The following is a 19624-nucleotide window of genomic DNA, read 5'->3' as shown; positions in this document are numbered from 1 at the left end:
TCAGGAGATGTGAGGGCGGACCGAGTCGCGGATCACCAGGTGGGTGCTGAGGACTACGTGGGGTGGGGCGCCTCGGGTGGTGCTGTGTTCGAGGGCTAGCCGTACGGCGGTGCGGCCGATTTCTTCGTGCGGTAGGTGCACGGTGGTGAGGTTGAGGTCGAGGGACGGCTGGAGGTCGTCGTAGCCGACCATCGACACGTCACCGGGTACGGCGAGTCCGTGGTCGGCCAGTGCTCGGCAGGCGCCGCCGGCGATGAGGTCGTTGAGGGCGAAGACGGCGGTGAAGTCGCGAGGACCGGCGTCCAGCCGCTCCTTCATCATGCGGTAGCCCTCGTGCCATTCCATCGTGCCCTCGACCTCCAGTCCCGGGTCGTGGGGGACGCGGTACGCGGCGAGGGCGCGACGGTATCCGGCGACCCGCCCTTCGGCAGTGGTGTAGCCGGGACGGCTGCCCAGACACAGGATCCGCTCGTGTCCCGCGGACAGCAGATGACTGGTCGCAGCGAACGCGCCCCCGGTGTTGTCGTACTCCACGACGACCGCCGGCACATCGGGACCGAGCGGCGGACGGCCGCACAGCACCAGCCGGGATCCGATCGCGGCCAGGGCGTGCGCGTACTGGCTCATGCGCTGCACGTACTTCCCGTCGGCGACCACGTTGCCGACCAGGATGACCGCCTCGGCATGCTGCGCCCGCATGAACTTCACCATGGCGAGCTCGCGCTCGGGGTCGCCGCCCGTCGTACCGATCAGGCACAGCCGGCCTTCGACGGCGGTCTGGGCCTCAACCCCCTGAGCGACGTGGGCGTAGTGCGGTGAGATGACCGAGTTGAGCACGATGGCGATGCTCTCGGCAGGTGTGCCCGCGAGGGCACGGGCGTGGGCGTTGGCCACGTAGTCGAGTTCCTCGACGGCCCGCAGGACCCGCTTGCGGGTGTCCGGTGCGGCCGGATAGTCGCCGGTGAGGATCCGCGAGACGGTTGCGACGGAAACACCGGCCAGGTCTGCCACCTCCCGGATCGTGGACCGCCGCCGGCCGTCGCCCGCCCGTCGCGCCATCGTCTGCCGCCCTCCCGCCACCGCGCGGTGACGCGAGCATTGTTTCAGGAAACGGTTACTGAAATCACCCTTGCGAGGGACCTGGGAAACTTGGCAAATCCTGGCAAGTCACCGGGCAGGTTTCGCTCTTGACGCCTTCCGGCCTGCTTTGGTTCTCTGCCACTACCGGTAGTAAACGTTTTAACGCCCCCACCGCCCCCACCGCCCCCACGTCTTTCGCTCGCCCTTCAGCCGTCGCCGCAGGTCTCTCCTGCCCTGGCGCCGGCCGGTGATCACCGCCCCGATCCCGCACGAGGAGCAGTCAATGAAGCAACACGTCAAGATTCCTGTGGCCGCAGCCGCTGCCATCCTCCTGTCCGTCCTGACACCGGCATCCGCACTAGAGGCGGAAGCCACGCCGGCCGGCAACGTGTACTACGTCGCCCCCAACGGCAACGACAGCGCGGCGGGGACGCAGGCCGCTCCGTGGGCGTCGATCGCCCGGGCGCAGTCCGCCGCCAGAGCGGGGGACACCGTCTACTTCCGCGGCGGCCGGTACACCTACACCCGCGCCAACAGCGCCTGCTCAAGCCAGACCGCCAGAGTCGACGCGATCACCCTCAACAAGAGCGGCACCTCGGGCAACCCGATCCGGTACTGGGCCCAGCCCGGCGAGAAGCCCGTCTTCGACTTCTCGCGGATGACGGACAACTGCCGGATCAAGGGCTTCAGCGTCACCGGCAGCTGGCTCCACCTCAAGGGACTTGAGGTCACCGGCGTACCGCAGAACAACACCCGGAACGCCGAGTCCTGGGGACTGTGGATCTCCGGCAGCAACAACACCTTCGAGCAGCTCGACACCCATCACCACATGGGGACCGGCCTGTTCATCAACGGTGGCGCCGGCAATCTCGTCCTCAACTCGGACTCGCACCACAACTACGACCTGCGCAGCTCTGACGGACCCGGTGAGAACGCCGACGGTTTCGGTGCGCACTACACACCGGCCGGCCGGGCCGCGAACGTGTTCCGCGGCTGCCGAGCCTGGTGGAACGCCGACGACGGCTACGACCTCATCTCCACCTACTCGCCGGTGATCATCGAGAAATCGTGGGCCTGGCGCAACGGATACGTGCCCGGGACGACGACGCCCTCCGGCAACGGAGCCGGCTTCAAGGCGGGCGGCTACGGCGCCGAGTGGGAGGCGAACGCGCCGAAGCACACCGTGCGGTTCTCGGTGGCATTCCTCAACAAGGCGGCCGGCTTCTACGCCAACCACCACCCGGTGGCCAACGACTTCTTCAACAACACCGGCTACGGGAACAACCCCAACTTCAACCTGCGCGGCATCGACTCGCGCGGTAACGCCGTCGGCCGGGGCAACCTGCGCAACAACCTCGCGTACTCCGGTACGGCGACCTCCTACCTGTCCGGCACGAGTGCCACGCATAACTCCTGGAACCTCAACGTCCCGCTGTCGGACTCCCAGTTCCAGAGCGTGTCGACCTCCGGCTGGGATGTGCCCCGCCCGGCCGACGGCAGTCTGCCCGTCCTGCCCCACCTCCGCCTCGCGGCGAACAGCGCCCTGATCGACAAGGGCACCCAGGTCGGCCTGCCGTACACCGGGCCGGCACCGGATCTCGGCGCTTTCGAGTACGGCGCCGCCGACAAACCCATCCAATGAGCGAAGGAGAAATCATGGCGCGCAGATCACGCAAGACCGTGAAGCGAGGTGGCTTGCTCGTCGCAGCGCTGCTGTTCGTGTCGGTGGCGGCACCCCATCACATCGCCACGGCGGATACTGCCACGAGAGCCGAGCCTGTCGCGGCGGTGCACGACCAGGCCTACCAGGACACGGCCGCTGCCGATGGCCCGATGGTGGCTCGCGGCCTCAAGGACCTGGTCGCCGACTACAAGACACGTGCTCCGGCCAAGTACACCCGTGCCTCGTGGACTCCCTTCGCCAAAGCGTTGACCACTGCCGCCGCGGTCGCCGCCAACGAGTCGGCTCCCGCGCGCGACGTCGCCGCAGCCAAGACCGGTCTGATGAGCACCGCCGCCGGGCTGCAGGCCGCCGACGAGGGCACCTTCCAGACCATCACGAACAACACTTTCTGGAACGACACCAGCGGCAACCCCATCTACTCCCAAGGCGGTGGCGTCTTCAAGTTCGGCGACACCTACTACTGGTACGGCGTGCACTACACCGGCGCCGAGCTCTACCGGGCCAACCCGACCAGGAAGTACGACGGGAACGTCAGCTTCGTGTCGATCCCCGTGTACTCGTCGAAGGACCTGGTGAACTGGAAGTTCGAGAACCGGGTCGCGACCCGCAGTACCGGGGTCGGCAGTGGCGCCACCCTGGGTGGCGCGGGCTGGGTCGGGCGGCTCGGGGTCACGTACAACGAGAACACCGGCAAGTACGTCCTGGCTGTCCAGATGTGGCACACCGGCCGGGGTGGCCACGGCGTCCTGCTGCTGCAGGGCGACTCGCCGACCGACTCCTTCGACTACGGCTACTTCCAGACCCAGATCACCAACTCGCCCACCACCGGCACCGGCGACCAGACCGTCTTCACCGACGACAACGGCAAGGACTACCTGATCTTCTCCAACCGGGAAGGACGTTCGCGCGGCTTCGTGGCCAAGTTCCGGGAGTCCGACTCGCTGCGGATCGAGCCAGGCGTGGAGATCCGCCGCGGCGCCGGTCGCGAGGGCAACGCCATGTTCAAGCTCGACGGCAAGTACTACCACGCGGCGTCCGACCTGCACGGCTGGAACACCTCGGTCAACTACATCAACGAGTCGACCAGCACCAACGTCCAGGGTGCCTACAGCAGCGAGTACGTGCTGCCTGGCACCGAGATGGACTACAGCCACGTGACCCAGACCGGGTTCTTCGTGACCGTCAAGGGCACCAAGCAGAACACCGTGATCTACGCCGGCGACCGCTGGGCCGACTTCGCCTGGAACGGGATCGGGTACAACCAGTGGGTGCCGATCACCAAGACCGGCGCCCGGCCGCAGTTCCACTCGGTCAGCCAGTGGGAGTTCAACGCCACCACTGGTGAGTGGCGGGTCGGGCCGGCGAACAACTACATCCTCAACCCGGACATCCAGGCCGACCGCATCATCGTCTCCAGCGTCCGGGGATGGCGGAACCTCGGTGGTTCGGTGACCAACGTCAACGGCGGTGTGAACGGATCTCGGTTCGCCCTCCAGATCAGCAACAGCGGCGGCGTCGAGCAGCGCAGGGAGTCGGTGCCCGCGGGCACCTACACCCTGGCCCTGCACGCTCGGGGCAGCGCCGGACAGGTGGTGATCAGGGGCACGGACGGCAGCCAACGCACCCTCGGCATCCCGTCGTCGAGCGGCTGGGCCAAGCGCCAGCTCACCGGCATCGCGCTACCCAGCGGGGCTGCCACGGTCACCGTGCGGGCGTCGGGTTCGGGCGGCGTCATCGTCGACCAGCTCTCGCTCGTCAAGACCTCCTAGCGCACGACTCGGAAGGCCCTGGACCGCCCTGAAGCTTGGGTGCGGGTTCAGGGCCTTTCCGGCGGTGGTGCCTGCGGACCGCGGTACGGCTGGGTCTGGCTGTAGACGAGGTTCGTCGTGGTGGTGCCGAACTCGGTCAGTTCGTTGACCAACTGCTCCAGATGCTCCATCGACCCGGCCGCCACCTTGAGCGTGTAGCAGTCGTCACCGGTGGTCCGCAGACACTCGAGGATCTCGCCGCGCTCCCGCAACAGCTTCTTCAGCGGCTCGTGCTTGTTCCCCGGATACTTCAGCCGTACGACGGCCAGGACCGCGAACCCGACCCTGGTCAGGTCGACGTCGGCGCGGTACCCACGGATCACCCCGGTGGACTCCAGCCGCTTCAACCGCTCCGTCGCCGCCGACGCACTGAGATTCACCCGGCGGCCGAGCTCGGTCAGCGGGACGCGGCCGTCGCGCTGAAGCTCCACCAGGATGGCCCAGTCGGTCTGATCCAAGCTCTCGGTCATCCGGCCAATCTACCGGGAAATCCACGGTTCCGGCCGCCCTTTTCGCCGAGAAATCCCTTCAGGACGACCCTTTCGGCTGGATAGCCTGAGGGCGTGGAACTTGGTGTGAATGTGCCCAATTTCGGGCCTGGTACAGATCCGGGGCGGCTGCGCGACTGGGCGCGAACCGTCGAAGGGCTGGGGTACGACCGGTTGCTGGTGTCGGACCATGTCGCGATCACCCCCGATGTCGCCACGCAGTACCCGGCGCCCTTCTACGAACCCTTCACCCTGCTGAGCTGGCTGGCCGGGGTCACCCGGATCGGGCTCGGGACGACGGTGCTCATCGCGCCGTACCGGCATCCGTTGCTGGTGGCCCGGATGGCGGCCAACCTCAACCAGCTCAGCGGCGGACGGTTCGTGCTCGGGCTCGGAGTCGGCTGGGCGCGGCAGGAGTTCGAGGCGCTCGGCGCAGACTTCGCTCGGCGAGGGCAGCTCACCAACGCGCTGATCCGCGACGTCCGGAAGGCGTGGGAGAACGACGCCGACTACCGCAGCGGCGACATCCCGATCTGGGTCGGCGGCGGAAGCGACGCCGGGCTGCGCCGCGCGGTACGGCTCGGCGACGCGTGGCACCCGTTGCGCCAGCGCGTCGACTGGATGCGCACCAAACTTGACCGGCTGGCCGAGCTCGCCGCCGAGGAAGACCGGCCTCGTCCCGCGTTCGCGCCGCGCATCGTGTTGCGGATCACCGCGCAGACCTTGCCCGACGAGGAGCGGGTCGCGGGCGAAGGATCGCTCGACCAGGTGCTGGGTGACCTCGACGCACTGCGGTCGCTCGGCGCCACGTCCGTAGTACTGGACCCGTTCGGCGGCGACCCGGCCGAGACCGAACGGCCGGAGTACGCCTGGAAGGATCTCGCGACCGTCGCGGCGTCCTGGAACCACCGAGAAACGGAGCACTCGTGACCCCCGAAGCAGAGGACTTCCTGCGCCGCGCGATCGCGTTGGCCGCGACGGCCCGAGAGTCCGGCAACCCGCCGTTCGGCTCGCTGCTCGTCGGCCCGGACGGCACGGTGATCGCCGAAGACCACAACACGAGCATCACCGACAGCGACATCAGCGCCCATCCCGAGCTCAAGCTGGCCAAGTGGGCGGCTCGCGAGCTGGACGCCGAGACGGCCGCCGGTACGACGATGTACACCAGCTGCCAGCCGTGCGGCATGTGCACCGGCGCCATCGAGCGGTCGGGACTCGGCCGGGTGGTCTACGCGCTGTCCGGCGACCAGATCAACGCGTTGAAACCCGGCGGCGGCTTCCCGCCGGTGCCGATGGAAGGCCCGGCACTGTACGACGAGGCAGTGGTGCCGCTCGACGGGTACTACGTCTGACGCCTGCGCTCCGCCCGGGAGGCGGGCGGAGCGCAGTACAGGTCAGTTCGGTGCCAGGCAGAGCGTGTACTTCGAGGAGCCGCGCTCGTCGGTGTAGGACACCGTCGACTCCTCGTACCTTGCGCACGCGTCGCTGTCGGCGATGCCCGGGATCTTGCCGACCACCTTGTACTTCGCATTGCTGGACGTGCAGTCGACGACCTTCACGTTCGGCTTCGCCGCGGTGCCCTTGTTGTACACGCACGAGCCGACGTCGGCCGACGACGCCTTGTTGAGGTTGCTGACCACGATCAGCGCGATCACCGCGATCGGGATCAGCAGGCCGAGCACCACCGGGCGCTTGAACAGCGGCTTGCCCGGGTCCATCGGCCGGCCGGGCGCACCCGGCGCCGGCTCGGGCAGCTTCGAGAACTTCGAGAAGGTGGCGAGGTTCACCAGCATCGTGATCGGGTTGATGATCATCGAGCCGAGACCCCACCAGCCCTGCACCATGCTCTTGCCGGTCATGTCACGCGTCGCCGCGACACCACAGGTCTTGCAGAACGGGCCCTGCAACTTCAGGAAGCGCATGACGATCAGGAAGCCCTGGTGGCCGCGCACAGTGGCGTCGAGGGCCGGCACTCCACCACAGAACCGGCACTGCAGCCCCTGACCGAACTGCTGCCCCTGCGGGAACTGCCCCGGCTGCTGCCCGTACTGCGGCTGCTGGGGCTGAGGCTGCTGGTACTGCGCGCCCTGCTGGTCACCCGGCCCGTACTGCGGGAACTGCTGCGGCTGCCCCTGGAAAGGCTGACCCGGGAACGGCTCACCCTGCTGCGGCTGACCCGGGAACGGCTGCCCCTGCTGCGGCGGCTGGCCCGGCTGGTAGGGCTGACCCTGCTGGTACGGCGCCTGCGGCTGGCCGTACTGCGGTTGGCCCGGCTGGACCGGCGGCTGGTACTGCGGCGGGCCGGGCGGGGGAGCGTAGCCGCCACCCTCGGGCGGGAACGGGTTCTGCTGCGGCGGCTGGGGAGGGGTAGTGGTCACGAAGAATCCTGTTACTCGATTTGGGACAAAACCGAACACCGCACCCTACTCAGCGCCCCGGGTCGGCGCGGCCCGCTGGTATGAAACGGTGACCAAACCGCCCGCCGACCGGACCGGACGCCCACCACCGGTCATCGAGCGGTCCCCATCCGTCACCGAACCTCAGAGGAAGCCCAAGTGACCGACCACCCCGGCATCGTGACCATCGGCGAGCTTGAACCGGCAGACCGTAGTACCTGGCAACAGCTCTTTGCCGGGTACAACGAGTTCTACGGACGCACCATGCCGGACGAGTTCTTCGACAGCTCGTGGGCGGAGTTCACCGCTGGCACCCGGATGAACGCCCTCGCCGCCAGGATCGACGGCGAAGTGGTCGGGATCGCGCACTTCCTCACCCACGCGAGCACCACCTCGCCGGATGTCTGTTACCTGCAAGACCTTTTCACCGCTCCGCAGTCCCGTGGCCGTGGCGTCGGCCGCGCACTGATCGAAGCCGTCACCGACTGGGCCCGCGAACAGAAGTGCGGACGCGTCTACTGGGCCACTCAGGAGTCGAACGCGACGGCGCGCCGGCTTTACGACAAGGTCGCCGAGAACCGCGGCTTCATCCTCTACACGGTTCCGCTGTAGCGAGTCACCAGCTCAGTACCGAGCCGGGCCAGCTCCGCTTGCACGGACGGCGGATCGATGACTTCGATCGTGCCTCCCCAGCCGGCCAGGTGCTGGGCGATCATCAGGGGAGTGGGGGCGGTGAGGCGGAGCTTGATCCGGCCGTCGGCGACCGGACCCACCACCTCGACGTGCCGCCCGTGCCGGTCCTTCATCACCCAGACGAGGCGTTCCTCGATCAGCAGCGTCGCCGCCATCAGCGAACGCTGCTGCTCCATCTCCTCCACCACCCGGTTCCACGCCTCCGACAGATCGAAGTCAGCGGGCCGCTCAGCCGGTACGTCGGTGAGCTCGGCCTCCTTGATCCGCTCCACCCGGAAGGTCCGCTGACCCTTCTCGGTGCCAGCGATCAGGTACCAGATGTCGTCCTTGTCGATCAGCCCGAGGGGATCGATGAGCCGCTCGGACTCGATCCGCCCGCGTCCGGCGTACCGGAGTCTGACCTTCACCCGGCGGACCACGGCATCCTGGAGGTGGCGTACCATCTCGGGTCGCTCCTTGATGTGTTCACCCCATCGCGCCGGGTCGATCACGACCGCCTCGGCCGCTGCCTCAGCGTCCGCGCGGAACGTGTCCGGCAGGGCGCGGACCAGCTTCCTGAGTGCGGCTTTGGCCTCGGGCGCGACAGACGCGGCCGGCCCGACGAGCAGGAACAGCGCCTGTGCCTCGGTCGCGTTGAGCCCGCTGAGATCCGTCCGCGCACCGCCCAGCAGCGACCAGCCGCCATTGCGTCCGGGCTGTGGATAGACCGGGATCCCGGCCGTCGACAGTGCCTCGAGATCGCGTCGCGCGGTGGCCACCGAGATCTCCAGCTCCTGGGCCAGCTCGGCCGCGGTCACCCGCCCCCGCGCCTGCATGAGCAACAGAGTCGCCACCAACCGGTCAGCCCGCATGTCCCCATCTTCGCAAACAAAGTGCTCACCGGGTGCCCACTTTGGCGCAAACTGTCGGTAGTGGTTCCTAGCATGGGCCCATAGTTGATCGTGCGGGGCGAAGGAGACGGACATGACGACATTGGGGGACCGGCCGAACTCTGCGCTGGTCGTGATCGACGTACAGAACAGTGTCGTGGCAGAGGCGCACGAGCGCGACGCGGTGGTGGCCAACATCGCCACGCTCGTCGACCGCGCGCGAGCCGAGGACGTACCAGTGGTCTGGGTGCAGCACTCGAGCGAGAACCTGCCGATCGACAGTGACGGCTGGCAGTTCGTGCCCGAACTGAAGGTGGGGGAGTCGGAGCCGGTGGTGCACAAGCGCTACGCCGACTCGTTCGAGGAGACCGACCTCGAGACCGTTCTCGCCGACCGCAAGATCGGCCGGCTGGTCGTCACCGGCGCGCAGACCGACGAGTGCATCCGCTCGACCCTGCACGGTGCGCTGGTTCGCGGGTACGACGCCCTGCTCGTCAGCGACGCCCACACCACTGAGGACCAGTCCGAGTGGGGTGCTCCACCTCCCGACAAGGTCATTGCGCACACCAACCTTTACTGGACCTACCACACAGCGCCCGGTCGAAAGGCCGGCACGGCAACCACAGCAGAGGTATCCCTCGGTGGAGATTCAGAACCCAACTGACGTCGACCACCTCGCACCCCAGATCTGGCCGGTCTACGAGACGGTCTTCGGCGACTTCGAGAGCTACGACCTCTGGCGCACCGATCTCTACGACCGGCATGCGGCAAGAGACGGCTTCCGCCTGGTCACCGCCGTCGACGACTCGACGCTGGTGGGTTTCGGCTGGGGATATACGGGTGAGCGCGGCCAGTACTGGAGCGACCTGGTCTGCAACTCGTTGCCTGAGGCCATCACCGACGAGTGGGTCGGCGGGCACTTCGAGGTGGTCGAGCTGGCGGTGCTGCCTGGTTACCGCGGCCAGGGAGTCGGCCGGGCGCTCCACGACAAGCTGCTCGAGCCCGTCACCGCCCGGTGTCTACTCAGCACGACCGACGACCCGGCTGACCCCGCAGTACGGCTGTACTTGTCGAGTGGTTGGCGCAAGCTCGGCGTACTGCGTCCGGGTGTTCAGGTGATGGGTCGTCCCGCTCGATGAGTCTTGCTGAACATCAACGTGAGCTCTTGTCCGAGTGGTTGCCGGGCGCGGAGGTGGTGAAGGACCACAGCTGGGGGCTTGTCGGCACGACCGTGCTGGAGCTACTGCACGACGGCAACCGGTACGTCGTCAAGGCGGGAGACGATGGCGACGGCCACATTGCCCGGGAACTGGAGGCGCACCACGCCTGGGTGAAACCGTGGACGACGCTCAGCCGGGCACCGGAACTCGTGCACGGTGACGAGGCAGCCAAGCTGATCGTCACGCGTTACTTGCCGGGGGAGTTGGTTGTGGGCACGAGGCACGAGCAGGAGCCCGATATTTATCGCCAAGCCGGCGTCCTGCTGGCTCAGCTCCACGGTCAACTCGCGATCGACGACGACTTCGAGCCTGCCGAGAACCAGAAGGCGCTCTACTGGCTCGACCAGCCTCATCAGATCCCGCCGGTGATCGCCGACCACCTGCGCACGACCATCAAGTCCTGGCCGACCTCACCTTCGGTCCTGGTCCCGACGCATGGCGACTGGCAACCGCGCAACTGGCTGATCCACAGAGGAACGGTTAGCGTGATCGACTTCGGCCGCGCCGCTCTGCGCCCGGCGTACACGGACTTCGGCCGACTCGCCGTCCAGCAGTTCCGCGCCAACCCGGCCCTAGAAACAGCCTTCCTCGACGGCTACGGCACCGACCCACGCGACCCCGCAACCTGGCACCGCCACCGCATCCGCGACGCCATCGGCACAGCCTGCTGGGCCCACCGCGTTCGCGCCAAAGACTTCGAACAACAAGGCCTCCGCATGCTCACCGAAGCCCTCGACTCACCCTGACTCGGCAAGGAACTCGACGATGTCGGAGACCACGTGGCCGGGCTGGACCAGGTGGACGCCGTGGCCAACTCCCGGGTAGAGCTTCAACCGAGCTGTAGAGATTGCCTCCAGCAACAACTGCTGGTCGCCTCTGACGAACAAGTCCTCGTCTCCGCAGATGAGCAGGGTCGGTGCGGTGATCCGGTCGCGGTCGGCTCGCGCGTCGTAGTCCAGCAGACCACGCAGGGTCTGCTTCCAGACCCGGGCAGGCGCTTTGAGACTCTCCTCGACAAGCCTCTCAACGAAGTCGTCGGACATCGCGCCGGGCGAGGTACTGCGGACGAAATCCGCTACGAACCCGCGGTCCAGCGGGTCTTGCATCGCAGAGATCTCCGCCCACATGCCATCCACAACCGCCTTGTCAGCAAGAGAAGCAGGACTGGAGATGAGGACCAGCTGCGAAACACGATCGGGATAGGTGCCAGCGACAACTTGCGAAACAAGCCCACCGCTCGACGTCCCCACCAGCGCGGCTTTGGGGATTCCGACGGCGTCCATGAATTCCACGATGTCCGCCGCAAAATCACCGAGGGAGTACCCGTCTTCCGGCCGATCCGCATCGCCATGCCCCCGCTGCGTAGGCGCAAAACCGTGAATCGAATCCGGCAACTGAGCCAGCACCACTTCGAAGTACCGCCACGACTCGACGTACGCATGAACGAACACGACCGGCGTCCCCTCAGCTCCGCCCACCTCGCCATACGGAACCCCAAGCCCACCCGCCAGAACAGCCCTCTTAACCACGACGGCCCCCATACCGCCGAATATACGCCGCAGGGGATGCTGCGAGGTGTTGACCAGCAGCATCCGTGGCTTGGGTGGCAGGGGAGAGGTTCTATGGCGCGGAGGGTGCTTGCCACTCTCGTTTGAGGAGGCCGTAGACCCAGGAGTCGGAGATGTCTCCTTTGACGATGCAGTCTTCTCGGAGGGTTCCTTCGCGGACGAAGCCGAGCTTTTCAAGGACGCGGGCGGAGCCGAGGTTGCGGGTGTCGGCTTCGGCCTGGACGCGGTTCAGGGGGAGTGCCTCGAATGCCCACTCGAGCAGAGCGCCGGCGGCCTCGGTCGCGTAGCCGTGGCCCCATGATGCCTTGGTGAAGCAGTAGCCCAGCGAGGCGCTGCGGAAGTCCGGGTTCCACTGGTTGAAGGTGCACCAGCCGATGAACGACCCATCCGACAGAAGCTCCACGGCCACCCGCGCGCCAGTACCTTCCTCCGCCATCTGCCGGCACCCCGCGAGGAACTTTTCCGAGCGCTGGGGATCAGTCCACGGCGGCGAGTCCCAGTAGCGTAACACCTGCGCATCACTCTGCAGCGCGAACAGATCATCCGCATCCGCATCATCAAACGGCCGCAACCGAAGGCGAGCAGTCTCCAGCGTAGGAGTAGGCAACAACATGCCGCCCAACCAAGCACCTGACACCCTCCACCCGCAACGGGTTTCCAGCCGAGGCTGGATCCGAACAGCACGCTGGAATCAGTAGCCCGCGAAGTCGGCTACGGCAGCGGCTTCGCCCTGAGCACAGCCTTCAAACGACAACGGGGGACCAGCCCGCGAGAACACCGTGCCCAAAGTCTCCAGAAGAGCCTGGGGGAAACCAGAGCTCTTCGACAGCGATGAGTGCTGCCCTGCGGCTCAGGAGTATCTGCTCGCTGTGCTTGGCGAGAAGCTCGGGTCAACCGCCGATCCGGTAGGAGACCGCCTTGTCGTTCATGGCGTCGCCGACATAACTCGTGGTGGTCGGGTAACTGGCCTCCGTACCCCAGCAGTTGGCGGCTGTGTAGAGCCGCACCCGGTAGTACGTGGTGAGCGAGGACACCGTCCGCTGCCAGTCGGCTGGAAGGTTCTTGCATTCGCCGGCGTTGCCGGTGAACACGTCGGACCGCCCACCGTGATACCAGTGCTCAAAGAACGTCACGCTGGCCAATATCGTCTGCCCACCGCTGGGCGTAGCTGGAGCCGCTGTTGCCGTAGCGCCGGTCGATAGAACGAGCGCGGCCAGGCCGACCGCCGCGTGCTTGAACTTGATGCGCATGCTGACATCTCCACATCTGCTGGGGACTCTTTGATACAGCGCCGGGACGAGTGGCGGAAATGGTTGCGGCGGTGATCGAAGTGACAGACCGGAGGCGGCCGAGAGCGGTGGTTCCACCGAAGCGGCGGAGAAGGGGATCGATGGTCGCGGTGTGGTCCAGCTCTCGGAGGAGAAGCTCCGCGCCATAGGCGCTAGTTGACATAATGTCAGTTATCGGACATCTGCGGGATGGGCCGGAAGGGGCTACTTCAGGTAGTGCATCAGGGTGTTGTCCGGGTCGTTGGACGGTGCTTCGGTGAAGCCGGCCTTCTGGTAGAACGTGCGTGGGAAGCTGGTCTGCCGGAGGTCGAGCGTCGGCACCTGGCCGTGCGCCTGGATGTATTTGACTGATTCCCGGAGCAGGAATCTGCCGATATTGTTTTCGTAGGTATCAGGCCGGACGAAATGCTTTCCGATGGCCAGGGTATTATCGGCGGGTTTGTAGATTTCCAGGTGCCCGACGACGTTCTTGGTCGGCGCGACGCTCACTGGCGCCATGTCGAACACCCAGGCCAGCTCCGTGTCGTTCTCCAGGAGCCATTCTCTGGGATCCTTGCCTGCAAGGGATTCCGCTGGGCTGTCCATGGTCTCCAGGATGGCGCACAGCAAATCCAGATCCTGCTCCAGCCGTTCACGAATCACCGGAATTGAATCCTCTCACCAAACCCATCCCCTGACCGGCCGATACTACCCCATTCTGTCATGCATAATCGACATTATGCAGCACTTACGCAGACCGATTGTTGCGTTCAGCAACTAAAGACAACGGGGGAGTCAGCCACCCTCCGCGAACTGTCGGTGCCGGCCGGTAGAACTCCCCCATGAAGGTTCTCGCAGCTCAGTCGGCGTTCTTCGCTGCCCGGCGTCCCCGCAAGGACTCCCCCCACACGACCGACGCCTACCGCCGCGACCTGGCCGGCATCACCACCCTGCTCTGCGCCACCCTCGACCGCGACGCCGAAGACCTCGAGGTCGACGAGCTCACCGCCCACGCTCTCCGCACCGCGTTCGGTGCGTTCGCCGACAACCACGCCAAGAGCTCGGTACTGCGCGCGTGGTCCACCTGGAACCAGTTCCTCACCTTCTGTGTGTCAGACAACCTCCTGCCGGGCAACCCGATGGGAGCAGTGGCCCGACCCAAGACCCCCCCCTGTCCCCCAAGCCGTTGCGCGGTGAGGACACTCCCGAAGTACTGCTGCGCTCGGTCGCCGACGGTGCGCGGCGAGCCCGGGATCCATGGCCCGAGCGTGACGTCCTGGTCATCGCTCTCGGCCTGGTCGCCGGGCTCCGCTCGGCCGAGATGCGCACACTGACCGCGGACTCGCTGGCCGGTCGGCCCGGTGAGATGCGCCTGCACATCCATGGCAAAGGCAGTCGTGACCGCTCGATCCCGGTCGAGCCGATCATGGCGAGAATCATCGAGGCGTATCTCGAGTCCTGCGCACAACGCTTTCCTCGCAAGCGTTTCGGGCGATCCACCAAACTGCTGCTGGACCGGAACGGCGAGCCGATCGGCCGTGGCGGCCTCGAGTATCTGGTGAAGTCCTGCTACCGCTGGGCCGGCCTGCATGACCGCGTCCCGGTCGGTGCGAACCTGCACGCGCTGCGGCACACCTTCGCCACCAGGCTCGCCGAGGACGGCGCGACCGCCACGGAGATCATGAGGTTGCTGGGGCACGCCAGCCTGGCCACCAGCCAGAACTACATCGAAGCCACCGGCCGGGAGCAACGAGCCGCGGCCGCGAGCAACCGGACCTACCGCTCCCTCGACCAACTCATCGGTCCACCGGCCGACGAGCAACTCCCGGTGGACTGATGATGACCCTCCGGAAGCCGTCGCAACGTCGCCCGTCTGGGTGAGAAGGTGAGGTGTGACTGGGATCAGGGAAGACTTTCTCGCTGTCGGGGCATCGTCCGCCCAGCTTCTTCGTGAGCCGGCGGTGGCGGAGGCATGGTCGAAACCGAGCGCGCTGCCGGAGTTCGGCGTGGCCGGTCTGGCCGGGCATCTCGCCTTTCAGGTCCTGGCGATCCCGGAGATCGTCGCCGCACCGATCCCGGAGGAGCCGACGATTTCGGTGCTGGACCACTACGACCGGGTGGAGTGGATCGACGCCGATCTGCAGGACGACATCAGTATCCGCATCAGGTCAGGCGGCGAGGACATCGCGGCCGACGGCCCCGGAGTACTGGCTGATCGCCTGGATGCTGCGCTCGAGCAGTTGCGAGCGGAGCTACCGGCGATCGGGGACCGCCCGGTCCGGATCTCCCTGTGGGGCCCGTGGTCCCTGACACTCGACGACATGCTCCTGACCAGACTGATGGAGCTAGCCGTCCATTCCGACGACCTAGCCGTCAGCGTCGCACTCCCCACTCCCACCCTCCCGCCAACCGCCGTAACCGCAGTAGTCGACCTCCTCACCCAACTCTCCGTACGCCGCCACGGCCCCACCGCCGTACTACGCACCCTGACCCGAGCAGAACGCGCTCCCCAGAGCATCGCCGCCTTCTAAAACCACCGGCCGCGCTCATCAACTGAGCTCGAGGACGGGTAGTTCTGTTGTGATGGTGGCGAGGTGGGGGGTGAACCAGTCGCCGCCTGCTGCGTGTTCCCAGTGGAGGGCCATTACGGACCAGATGGTTCGGTAGAAGGTCAGTGTCCACTCGGTTGCTGGGGTGCGGTTGAGGCCGTAGCCGCGGAGTAAGGCGTCTGTGGTGGTGGCGCCGTCTCTTGAGAAGCGGCCTAGGTCGAATGGCTCGTTCAGGACGTCCAGCCAGTTGTTTCGTAGGCCTTCGTGGAGGAAGCCGTAGCCGTCGCCGGTTACCTCATGGAGTCGCCGCAATTGAGCGCCCGCCTGTTCCAGGACCTCCGGTTCGGATGAAGGCGAGCCGGTCAGCGCTCGTTGGATCAGGTGGCTGTCGCCGCTGGACACGATCTCGGGTGCCGGTACGCCGACCTCCCGCGCGCGGCGGCAGGCCCACACCTCCGCCGAGAGCGCCGAGGCGGCGCCCGACTTGTAGTAGAAGGTCTCCCCCGCATCCGTGCGCAGGCGGAAATTCTGGTTGCCGACGAAACCCTGGACCGGTTCGACGGTGGTGATCGGCCCGAGGGCGCGGAGGTGAGTGGCGTCGAGCATCCGGCCACCGTAGCCGGGGAAAACCGATTGCTGCCGGAATGTGGTCTCTGGTCTACTCGTGGGCGTACTTCGTCCGCAGCCGAGAGTTTGAAGGAGAGCAGTCATGCGACCTCGCTTCATGTCCCACCAGACAGGTCGTTTCTCCTCCTCAAAGGACATGTTGCTGCGTGAAATTACTGAACCTCGGGATTCTGGCCCATGTCGACGCCGGTAAGACCAGCCTGACCGAGCGGCTCCTCTACGCCGCCGGAGTGATCGACGAAGTCGGCAGCGTCGATCACGGCAACACCCAGACCGACTCGCTCGCGCTGGAACGCCAGCGCGGCATCACGATCAAGTCCGCGGTGGTCTCGTTCGCGATCGACGACGTCACGGTCAACCTGATCGACACTCCCGGTCACCCGGACTTCATCGCCGAGGTGGAGCGGGCGCTCAGCGTGCTCGACGGCGCGGTGCTCGTCATCTCGGCGGTCGAGGGTGTCCAGGCGCAGACGCGGGTGCTGATGCGGACCCTGCAAAGACTGCGGATTCCGACGCTGATCTTCGTGAACAAGATCGATCGGCGCGGTGCGCAGGCGGCTGAGGTGCTGAAGAGCATCGCGGACCGGCTATCGGCCGACGTCATCGCGATGGGCGCGGCCACCGATCTCGGCAGTCGCGGCGCCACGTTCACGCCGTACGGGCGGGACGACGCCGGGTTCAAAGGCGCGATGATCGAGTTGCTTGCCGAGCACGACGACCAGCTGCTGGCGACGTACGTGGACAACGAGGAAATGCTCTCGTACGACGCGCTGCGCGCCCGGCTGGCCGAGCAGACGCGGCGGGCAATCGTGCACCCGGTGTACTTCGGTTCGGCCATCACCGGCGCCGGCACGGAGGCGCTCATCGCCGGGATCCGGGAACTGTTGCCGGCCGCCGAAGGCGAAGTCGAGGCACCCGTATCGGGTTCCGTCTTCAAGGTCGAGCGCGGCCGGGCCGGCGAGAAGATCGCCTTCGTTCGAATGTTCTCCGGCGCGATCCGGACCCGCGACCGGCTGCGGTTCCACAGCAACCGGGTCGACGAGGGCAAGGAAGCGAAGGTGACCGCGATCAGTGTCTTCGACGGCGGTTCGGTACTGACCAAGCCCGAAGTGACGGCCGGTCAGATCGGCAAGCTGTGGGGGCTCGGCGACATCCAGATCGGCGACGCGATCGGTGACAATTCCAAAGCAGTCCAGAGCGGTCACTTCGCTCCCCCGACCCTGGAGACCGTGATCGCACCCGCGAAACCTTCAGACCAGGGCAACTTGCAGGTCGCGCTCTCCCAGCTCGCCGAGCAGGACCCGCTGATCAACCTGCGCCAGGACGACGTCCGGCAGGAGACCTACGTGTCCCTGTACGGCGAGGTGCAGAAGGAAGTCATCCAGACCACGCTGGCCAACGAGTTCGGCCTCGACGTGACGTTCCGGGAGACGACCACGATCTGCATCGAGCGGCTGGACGGCATCGGTGCTGCGGTCGAGTTCAACAAGGTGGACCCGAACCCGTTCCTCGCGACGGTCGGTCTGCGGGTGGAGCCGGCACCGGTGAACTCCGGGGTCAGCTTCCGGCTGGAGGTCGAGCTCGGTTCGATGCCGTACGCGTTCATCAAGGCGGTCGAGGAGACGGTCCGCGAGACGCTGCGGCAGGGCGTGTACGGCTGGGAGATCCCGGACGCGTCGGTGGTGATGACGCACTCGGGGTACTCCGCGCGGCAGAGTCACGCGCACGCCGTGTTCGACAAGAGCATGTCGAGCACGGCCGGTGACTTCCGCAACCTGACGCCGCTGGTGTTGATGACGGCGCTGCAGGAAGCCGGTACGACGGTGTACGAGCCGATGCACCGGTTCCGCCTCGAGATCCCGACCGACACGGTCCGCGGCGTACTCGCGGCGCTCACTCGCCTTCGCGCGATCCCGCAGGTGCCCGCGCTAGGCGCCGAAACCTCAGTCCTGGAAGGGGAAATCCCAGCAGCCGCTGTCTACCAGTTGGAGCAGCAACTGCCTGGGCTCTCGCGGGGCGAAGGTGTCCTGGAGTCGGCGTTCGAGCGCTACCAGCCGGTCACGGGCCCGATCCCCACCCGGCCGCGCACGGACAACGACCCCCTCAACCGCCGCGACTACCTGCTCCACGTACTCCGCCGAGTCTGAAAGCTCACACGTCGGTGGCGAGCGTGATCGACTGAGGTGCGAACCCGCGACTGCGGTAAAGCCGCAGCGCGGGTTCGTTCGTCGCGTACGCCGTGACGTCCAGTCGCGACGCACCGCGTTCCTTGGCCCAGCCGGTGAACGTGTCCACCAGCCGTCCGCCGACGCCCTGACCGCGGACGTCCTGACGGACATACATACTCACCAACTCGGCCTTGGCTGCGGTCCACATCGCCGAGGGTTCGGCGAAGATCCCGACCAGGTGACCGGCGACAGTTCCGTCCACGACGGCGACGAGCACCAAAGCCTGCGGATCGGCCAGCAGTTCGCGGCACCACTGAGCGCCGTGAGCGGCCGGCCAGTTCGTGTTGCGGAGGGGGTCGCGGGTTGCGGCGTCCTCGGCGAAGAGGGCGGAGCTGGACGCGACCAGGCCGTCGAGGTCGTCCGTTGTGGCGGGCCGGATCTCCACAGTGCTACTCCTTCGTGCCGATGACGACGGTTGCATAGAGCTCGTCGGAGGTGCTGACGCGCGGCGTCAACCCGTCCTGCGAGAAGATCGCGGCCGCGATGGGTGCTTGCTCCTCGCTGGTCTCGGCGAACACGCTGCCACCGGGTGCGAGCCACTGGGCCGCCTCGGCGCTGACGCGTCGCAGTACTTCGAGACCATCGTTGCCGCCGTCGAGGGTCACCAGAGGTTCGTGCAGTCTGGCTTCTGCTGGGAGTAGCCGGACTTCGTCGGTCGGTACGTAGGGCACGTTCGAGATCAGCAGGTCGACACGGCCACGCAGAGACGCGGGCAGCGCGGAGTACAGGTCGCCTTCGAAGACCTGACCGCCGATCGGCTCGACGTTGCGTCTGGCACAGCGGACCGCGGCCGGTTCGATGTCGGCGGCGTACAGGTCGATGCTCTGGGCAACCGCGATGGCAACACCCAGTGCACCCGAGCCGCAGCACAGGTCGACGACCACCGCACCAGGGCGGCTGAGCGTGACGGCTTCGGCGACCAAATGTTCGGTACGTCGCCGCGGTACGAAAACCCCTTCGTCGAGCAGGATCCGCAGTCCCCGGAACTCCGCGAAGCCGACCACGTGCTCGATCGGCAGCCCGGCGACGCGTTGCTCGACCATGCGGGCGAGCTCGGCGTCGTCGTGGGCCGCGGAGATCAGCAGGTCCGCTTCGTCCTCGGCGAAGACGCAGCCGGCGGCGCGGAGGGTGCTGACGATAGAGGAG

At 66.7% G+C, this 19624-nt stretch carries 24 protein-coding genes; 13 read left to right on the top strand and 11 right to left on the bottom strand.

What is annotated here, in order from left to right; genetic code table 11:
* Positions 1-1059, bottom strand: coding sequence for a LacI family DNA-binding transcriptional regulator (locus tag AB0F51_RS04850; RefSeq protein WP_360274055.1), 1059 nt, complete (start codon positions 1057-1059; stop codon positions 1-3).
* 304 nt (positions 1060-1363) lie between these two features.
* Between AB0F51_RS04850 and AB0F51_RS04845 the strand changes: the two genes are divergently transcribed.
* Together AB0F51_RS04845 and AB0F51_RS04840 are read left to right on the top strand one after the other, a co-directional pair.
* Complete coding sequence (locus AB0F51_RS04845; protein ID WP_360274052.1) at positions 1364-2722, top strand: right-handed parallel beta-helix repeat-containing protein; 1359 nt, start codon at positions 1364-1366, stop codon at positions 2720-2722.
* A 14-nt stretch (positions 2723-2736) separates the two neighbouring features.
* On the top strand, positions 2737-4533 hold the full coding sequence (locus AB0F51_RS04840; protein ID WP_360274049.1) for a family 43 glycosylhydrolase: 1797 nt from the start codon (positions 2737-2739) through the stop codon (positions 4531-4533).
* A 47-nt stretch (positions 4534-4580) separates the two neighbouring features.
* On the opposite strand, the gene AB0F51_RS04835 is transcribed toward AB0F51_RS04840, so the two are convergent.
* Entirely contained in the window at positions 4581-5042 is a 462-nt protein-coding gene (locus AB0F51_RS04835; RefSeq protein ID WP_360274047.1) for an Lrp/AsnC family transcriptional regulator, read from the bottom strand.
* A 93-nt stretch (positions 5043-5135) separates the two neighbouring features.
* Here AB0F51_RS04835 and AB0F51_RS04830 point away from each other — a divergent pair, with 93 nt between their 5' ends.
* The gene (locus tag AB0F51_RS04830; RefSeq protein ID WP_360274044.1) at positions 5136-5990 is read left to right on the top strand and encodes an LLM class flavin-dependent oxidoreductase; all 855 of its coding nucleotides are present in this window, start codon (positions 5136-5138) and stop codon (positions 5988-5990) included.
* Positions 5987-6412 carry a nucleoside deaminase gene (locus tag AB0F51_RS04825; RefSeq protein ID WP_360274041.1) on the top strand — a complete coding sequence of 142 codons (426 nt, stop codon included), beginning with the start codon at positions 5987-5989 and terminating at the stop codon, positions 6410-6412. The genes AB0F51_RS04830 and AB0F51_RS04825 overlap by 4 nt, the downstream gene beginning before the upstream one ends.
* A 42-nt stretch (positions 6413-6454) precedes the next feature.
* Here AB0F51_RS04825 and AB0F51_RS04820 read toward each other — a convergent pair whose 3' ends face one another.
* On the bottom strand, positions 6455-7438 hold the full coding sequence (locus tag AB0F51_RS04820; protein WP_360274039.1) for a toxin-antitoxin system, toxin component: 984 nt from the start codon (positions 7436-7438) through the stop codon (positions 6455-6457).
* 177 nt (positions 7439-7615) lie between these two features.
* Between AB0F51_RS04820 and AB0F51_RS04815 the strand changes: the two genes are divergently transcribed.
* Positions 7616-8068 carry a GNAT family N-acetyltransferase gene (locus tag AB0F51_RS04815; RefSeq protein WP_360274036.1) on the top strand — a complete coding sequence of 151 codons (453 nt, stop codon included), beginning with the start codon at positions 7616-7618 and terminating at the stop codon, positions 8066-8068.
* Here the strand turns inward: AB0F51_RS04815 and AB0F51_RS04810 are convergent.
* Complete coding sequence (locus AB0F51_RS04810) at positions 8050-9000, bottom strand: WYL domain-containing protein (protein ID WP_360274033.1); 951 nt, start codon at positions 8998-9000, stop codon at positions 8050-8052. The two genes, AB0F51_RS04815 and AB0F51_RS04810, sit on opposite strands and share 19 nt — an antisense overlap.
* A 112-nt stretch (positions 9001-9112) precedes the next feature.
* Here AB0F51_RS04810 and AB0F51_RS04805 point away from each other — a divergent pair, with 112 nt between their 5' ends.
* Genes AB0F51_RS04805 through AB0F51_RS04795 form a run of 3 tightly spaced genes read left to right on the top strand, consistent with a single transcriptional unit; the run spans position 9113 to position 10984 of the window.
* Complete coding sequence (locus tag AB0F51_RS04805) at positions 9113-9682, top strand: isochorismatase family protein (RefSeq protein ID WP_360274030.1); 570 nt, start codon at positions 9113-9115, stop codon at positions 9680-9682.
* Entirely contained in the window at positions 9660-10157 is a 498-nt protein-coding gene (locus AB0F51_RS04800) for a GNAT family N-acetyltransferase (RefSeq protein WP_360274027.1), read from the top strand. The genes AB0F51_RS04805 and AB0F51_RS04800 overlap by 23 nt, the downstream gene beginning before the upstream one ends.
* 26 nt (positions 10158-10183) lie before the next feature.
* Positions 10184-10984 carry a phosphotransferase gene (locus AB0F51_RS04795; protein ID WP_360274024.1) on the top strand — a complete coding sequence of 267 codons (801 nt, stop codon included), beginning with the start codon at positions 10184-10186 and terminating at the stop codon, positions 10982-10984.
* On the opposite strand, the gene AB0F51_RS04790 is transcribed toward AB0F51_RS04795, so the two are convergent.
* Positions 10976-11779, bottom strand: coding sequence for an alpha/beta hydrolase (locus AB0F51_RS04790; RefSeq protein WP_360274021.1), 804 nt, complete (start codon positions 11777-11779; stop codon positions 10976-10978). The two genes, AB0F51_RS04795 and AB0F51_RS04790, sit on opposite strands and share 9 nt — an antisense overlap.
* A gap of 79 nt (positions 11780-11858) precedes the next feature.
* Positions 11859-12419 (bottom strand): GNAT family protein, encoded by a 561-nt coding sequence (locus AB0F51_RS04785; RefSeq protein ID WP_360274587.1) that lies wholly within the window; start codon positions 12417-12419, stop codon positions 11859-11861.
* Between the two features lie 54 nt (positions 12420-12473).
* Between AB0F51_RS04785 and AB0F51_RS04780 the strand changes: the two genes are divergently transcribed.
* Positions 12474-12641, top strand: coding sequence for an AraC family transcriptional regulator (locus tag AB0F51_RS04780; protein WP_360274584.1), 168 nt, complete (start codon positions 12474-12476; stop codon positions 12639-12641).
* A gap of 55 nt (positions 12642-12696) precedes the next feature.
* On the opposite strand, the gene AB0F51_RS04775 is transcribed toward AB0F51_RS04780, so the two are convergent.
* Together AB0F51_RS04775 and AB0F51_RS04770 are read right to left on the bottom strand one after the other, a co-directional pair.
* Positions 12697-13056: a hypothetical protein gene (locus AB0F51_RS04775; RefSeq protein WP_360274018.1), complete on the bottom strand. Its 360-nt coding sequence runs from the start codon at positions 13054-13056 to the stop codon at positions 12697-12699.
* Between the two features lie 243 nt (positions 13057-13299).
* Complete coding sequence (locus tag AB0F51_RS04770) at positions 13300-13737, bottom strand: GNAT family N-acetyltransferase (protein WP_360274016.1); 438 nt, start codon at positions 13735-13737, stop codon at positions 13300-13302.
* Between the two features lie 179 nt (positions 13738-13916).
* Here AB0F51_RS04770 and AB0F51_RS04765 point away from each other — a divergent pair, with 179 nt between their 5' ends.
* From AB0F51_RS04765 to AB0F51_RS04755, 3 genes are read left to right on the top strand one after another with little or no spacing between them, the layout of a single operon-like run.
* On the top strand, positions 13917-14408 hold the full coding sequence (locus AB0F51_RS04765; protein WP_360274605.1) for a hypothetical protein: 492 nt from the start codon (positions 13917-13919) through the stop codon (positions 14406-14408).
* Complete coding sequence (locus AB0F51_RS04760; RefSeq protein WP_360274582.1) at positions 14291-14911, top strand: site-specific integrase; 621 nt, start codon at positions 14291-14293, stop codon at positions 14909-14911. Before AB0F51_RS04765 ends, AB0F51_RS04760 begins: the two co-directional genes overlap by 118 nt.
* 55 nt (positions 14912-14966) lie before the next feature.
* Complete coding sequence (locus AB0F51_RS04755; protein ID WP_360274013.1) at positions 14967-15605, top strand: maleylpyruvate isomerase N-terminal domain-containing protein; 639 nt, start codon at positions 14967-14969, stop codon at positions 15603-15605.
* An 18-nt stretch (positions 15606-15623) separates the two neighbouring features.
* Here AB0F51_RS04755 and AB0F51_RS04750 read toward each other — a convergent pair whose 3' ends face one another.
* Complete coding sequence (locus AB0F51_RS04750; RefSeq protein WP_360274010.1) at positions 15624-16229, bottom strand: phosphotransferase; 606 nt, start codon at positions 16227-16229, stop codon at positions 15624-15626.
* A gap of 167 nt (positions 16230-16396) precedes the next feature.
* Here AB0F51_RS04750 and AB0F51_RS04745 point away from each other — a divergent pair, with 167 nt between their 5' ends.
* The gene (locus AB0F51_RS04745) at positions 16397-18397 is read left to right on the top strand and encodes a translation factor GTPase family protein (RefSeq protein ID WP_360274008.1); all 2001 of its coding nucleotides are present in this window, start codon (positions 16397-16399) and stop codon (positions 18395-18397) included.
* Positions 18398-18401: 4 nt separating this feature from the next.
* Here the strand turns inward: AB0F51_RS04745 and AB0F51_RS04740 are convergent, their stop codons facing one another.
* Both AB0F51_RS04740 and AB0F51_RS04735 read right to left on the bottom strand, forming a co-directional pair.
* Positions 18402-18863 carry a GNAT family N-acetyltransferase gene (locus tag AB0F51_RS04740; RefSeq protein WP_360274005.1) on the bottom strand — a complete coding sequence of 154 codons (462 nt, stop codon included), beginning with the start codon at positions 18861-18863 and terminating at the stop codon, positions 18402-18404.
* Between the two features lie 4 nt (positions 18864-18867).
* Positions 18868-19617 carry a putative protein N(5)-glutamine methyltransferase gene (locus AB0F51_RS04735; RefSeq protein WP_360274580.1) on the bottom strand — a complete coding sequence of 250 codons (750 nt, stop codon included), beginning with the start codon at positions 19615-19617 and terminating at the stop codon, positions 18868-18870.
* Positions 19618-19624 lie beyond the last annotated feature (7 nt).

It is taken from the genome of Kribbella sp. NPDC023855 (assembly GCF_040639475.1).
Taxonomy (GTDB): domain Bacteria; phylum Actinomycetota; class Actinomycetes; order Propionibacteriales; family Kribbellaceae; genus Kribbella.
The sequence above is the reverse complement of the archived record's forward strand: the minus strand, read 5'-3'. Positions and strand labels throughout refer to the sequence as shown.

Bases quoted from the DNA above. Each gene is read 5' to 3' on its own strand.
- AB0F51_RS04835 (WP_360274047.1), bottom strand. From the start codon at position 5,042: ATGACCGAGAGCTTGGATCAGACCGACTGGGCCATCCTGGTGGAGCTT.
- AB0F51_RS04750 (WP_360274010.1), bottom strand. From the start codon at position 16,229: ATGCTCGACGCCACTCACCTCCGCGCCCTCGGGCCGATCACCACCGTC.
- AB0F51_RS04850 (WP_360274055.1), bottom strand. From the start codon at position 1,059: ATGGCGCGACGGGCGGGCGACGGCCGGCGGCGGTCCACGATCCGGGAG.
- AB0F51_RS04775 (WP_360274018.1), bottom strand. From the start codon at position 13,056: ATGCGCATCAAGTTCAAGCACGCGGCGGTCGGCCTGGCCGCGCTCGTT.
- AB0F51_RS04845 (WP_360274052.1), top strand. From the start codon at position 1,364: ATGAAGCAACACGTCAAGATTCCTGTGGCCGCAGCCGCTGCCATCCTC.
- AB0F51_RS04810 (WP_360274033.1), bottom strand. From the start codon at position 9,000: ATGCGGGCTGACCGGTTGGTGGCGACTCTGTTGCTCATGCAGGCGCGG.
- AB0F51_RS04840 (WP_360274049.1), top strand. From the start codon at position 2,737: ATGGCGCGCAGATCACGCAAGACCGTGAAGCGAGGTGGCTTGCTCGTC.
- AB0F51_RS04785 (WP_360274587.1), bottom strand. From the start codon at position 12,419: ATGTTGTTGCCTACTCCTACGCTGGAGACTGCTCGCCTTCGGTTGCGG.
- AB0F51_RS04765 (WP_360274605.1), top strand. From the start codon at position 13,917: ATGAAGGTTCTCGCAGCTCAGTCGGCGTTCTTCGCTGCCCGGCGTCCC.
- AB0F51_RS04805 (WP_360274030.1), top strand. From the start codon at position 9,113: ATGACGACATTGGGGGACCGGCCGAACTCTGCGCTGGTCGTGATCGAC.
- AB0F51_RS04790 (WP_360274021.1), bottom strand. From the start codon at position 11,779: ATGGGGGCCGTCGTGGTTAAGAGGGCTGTTCTGGCGGGTGGGCTTGGG.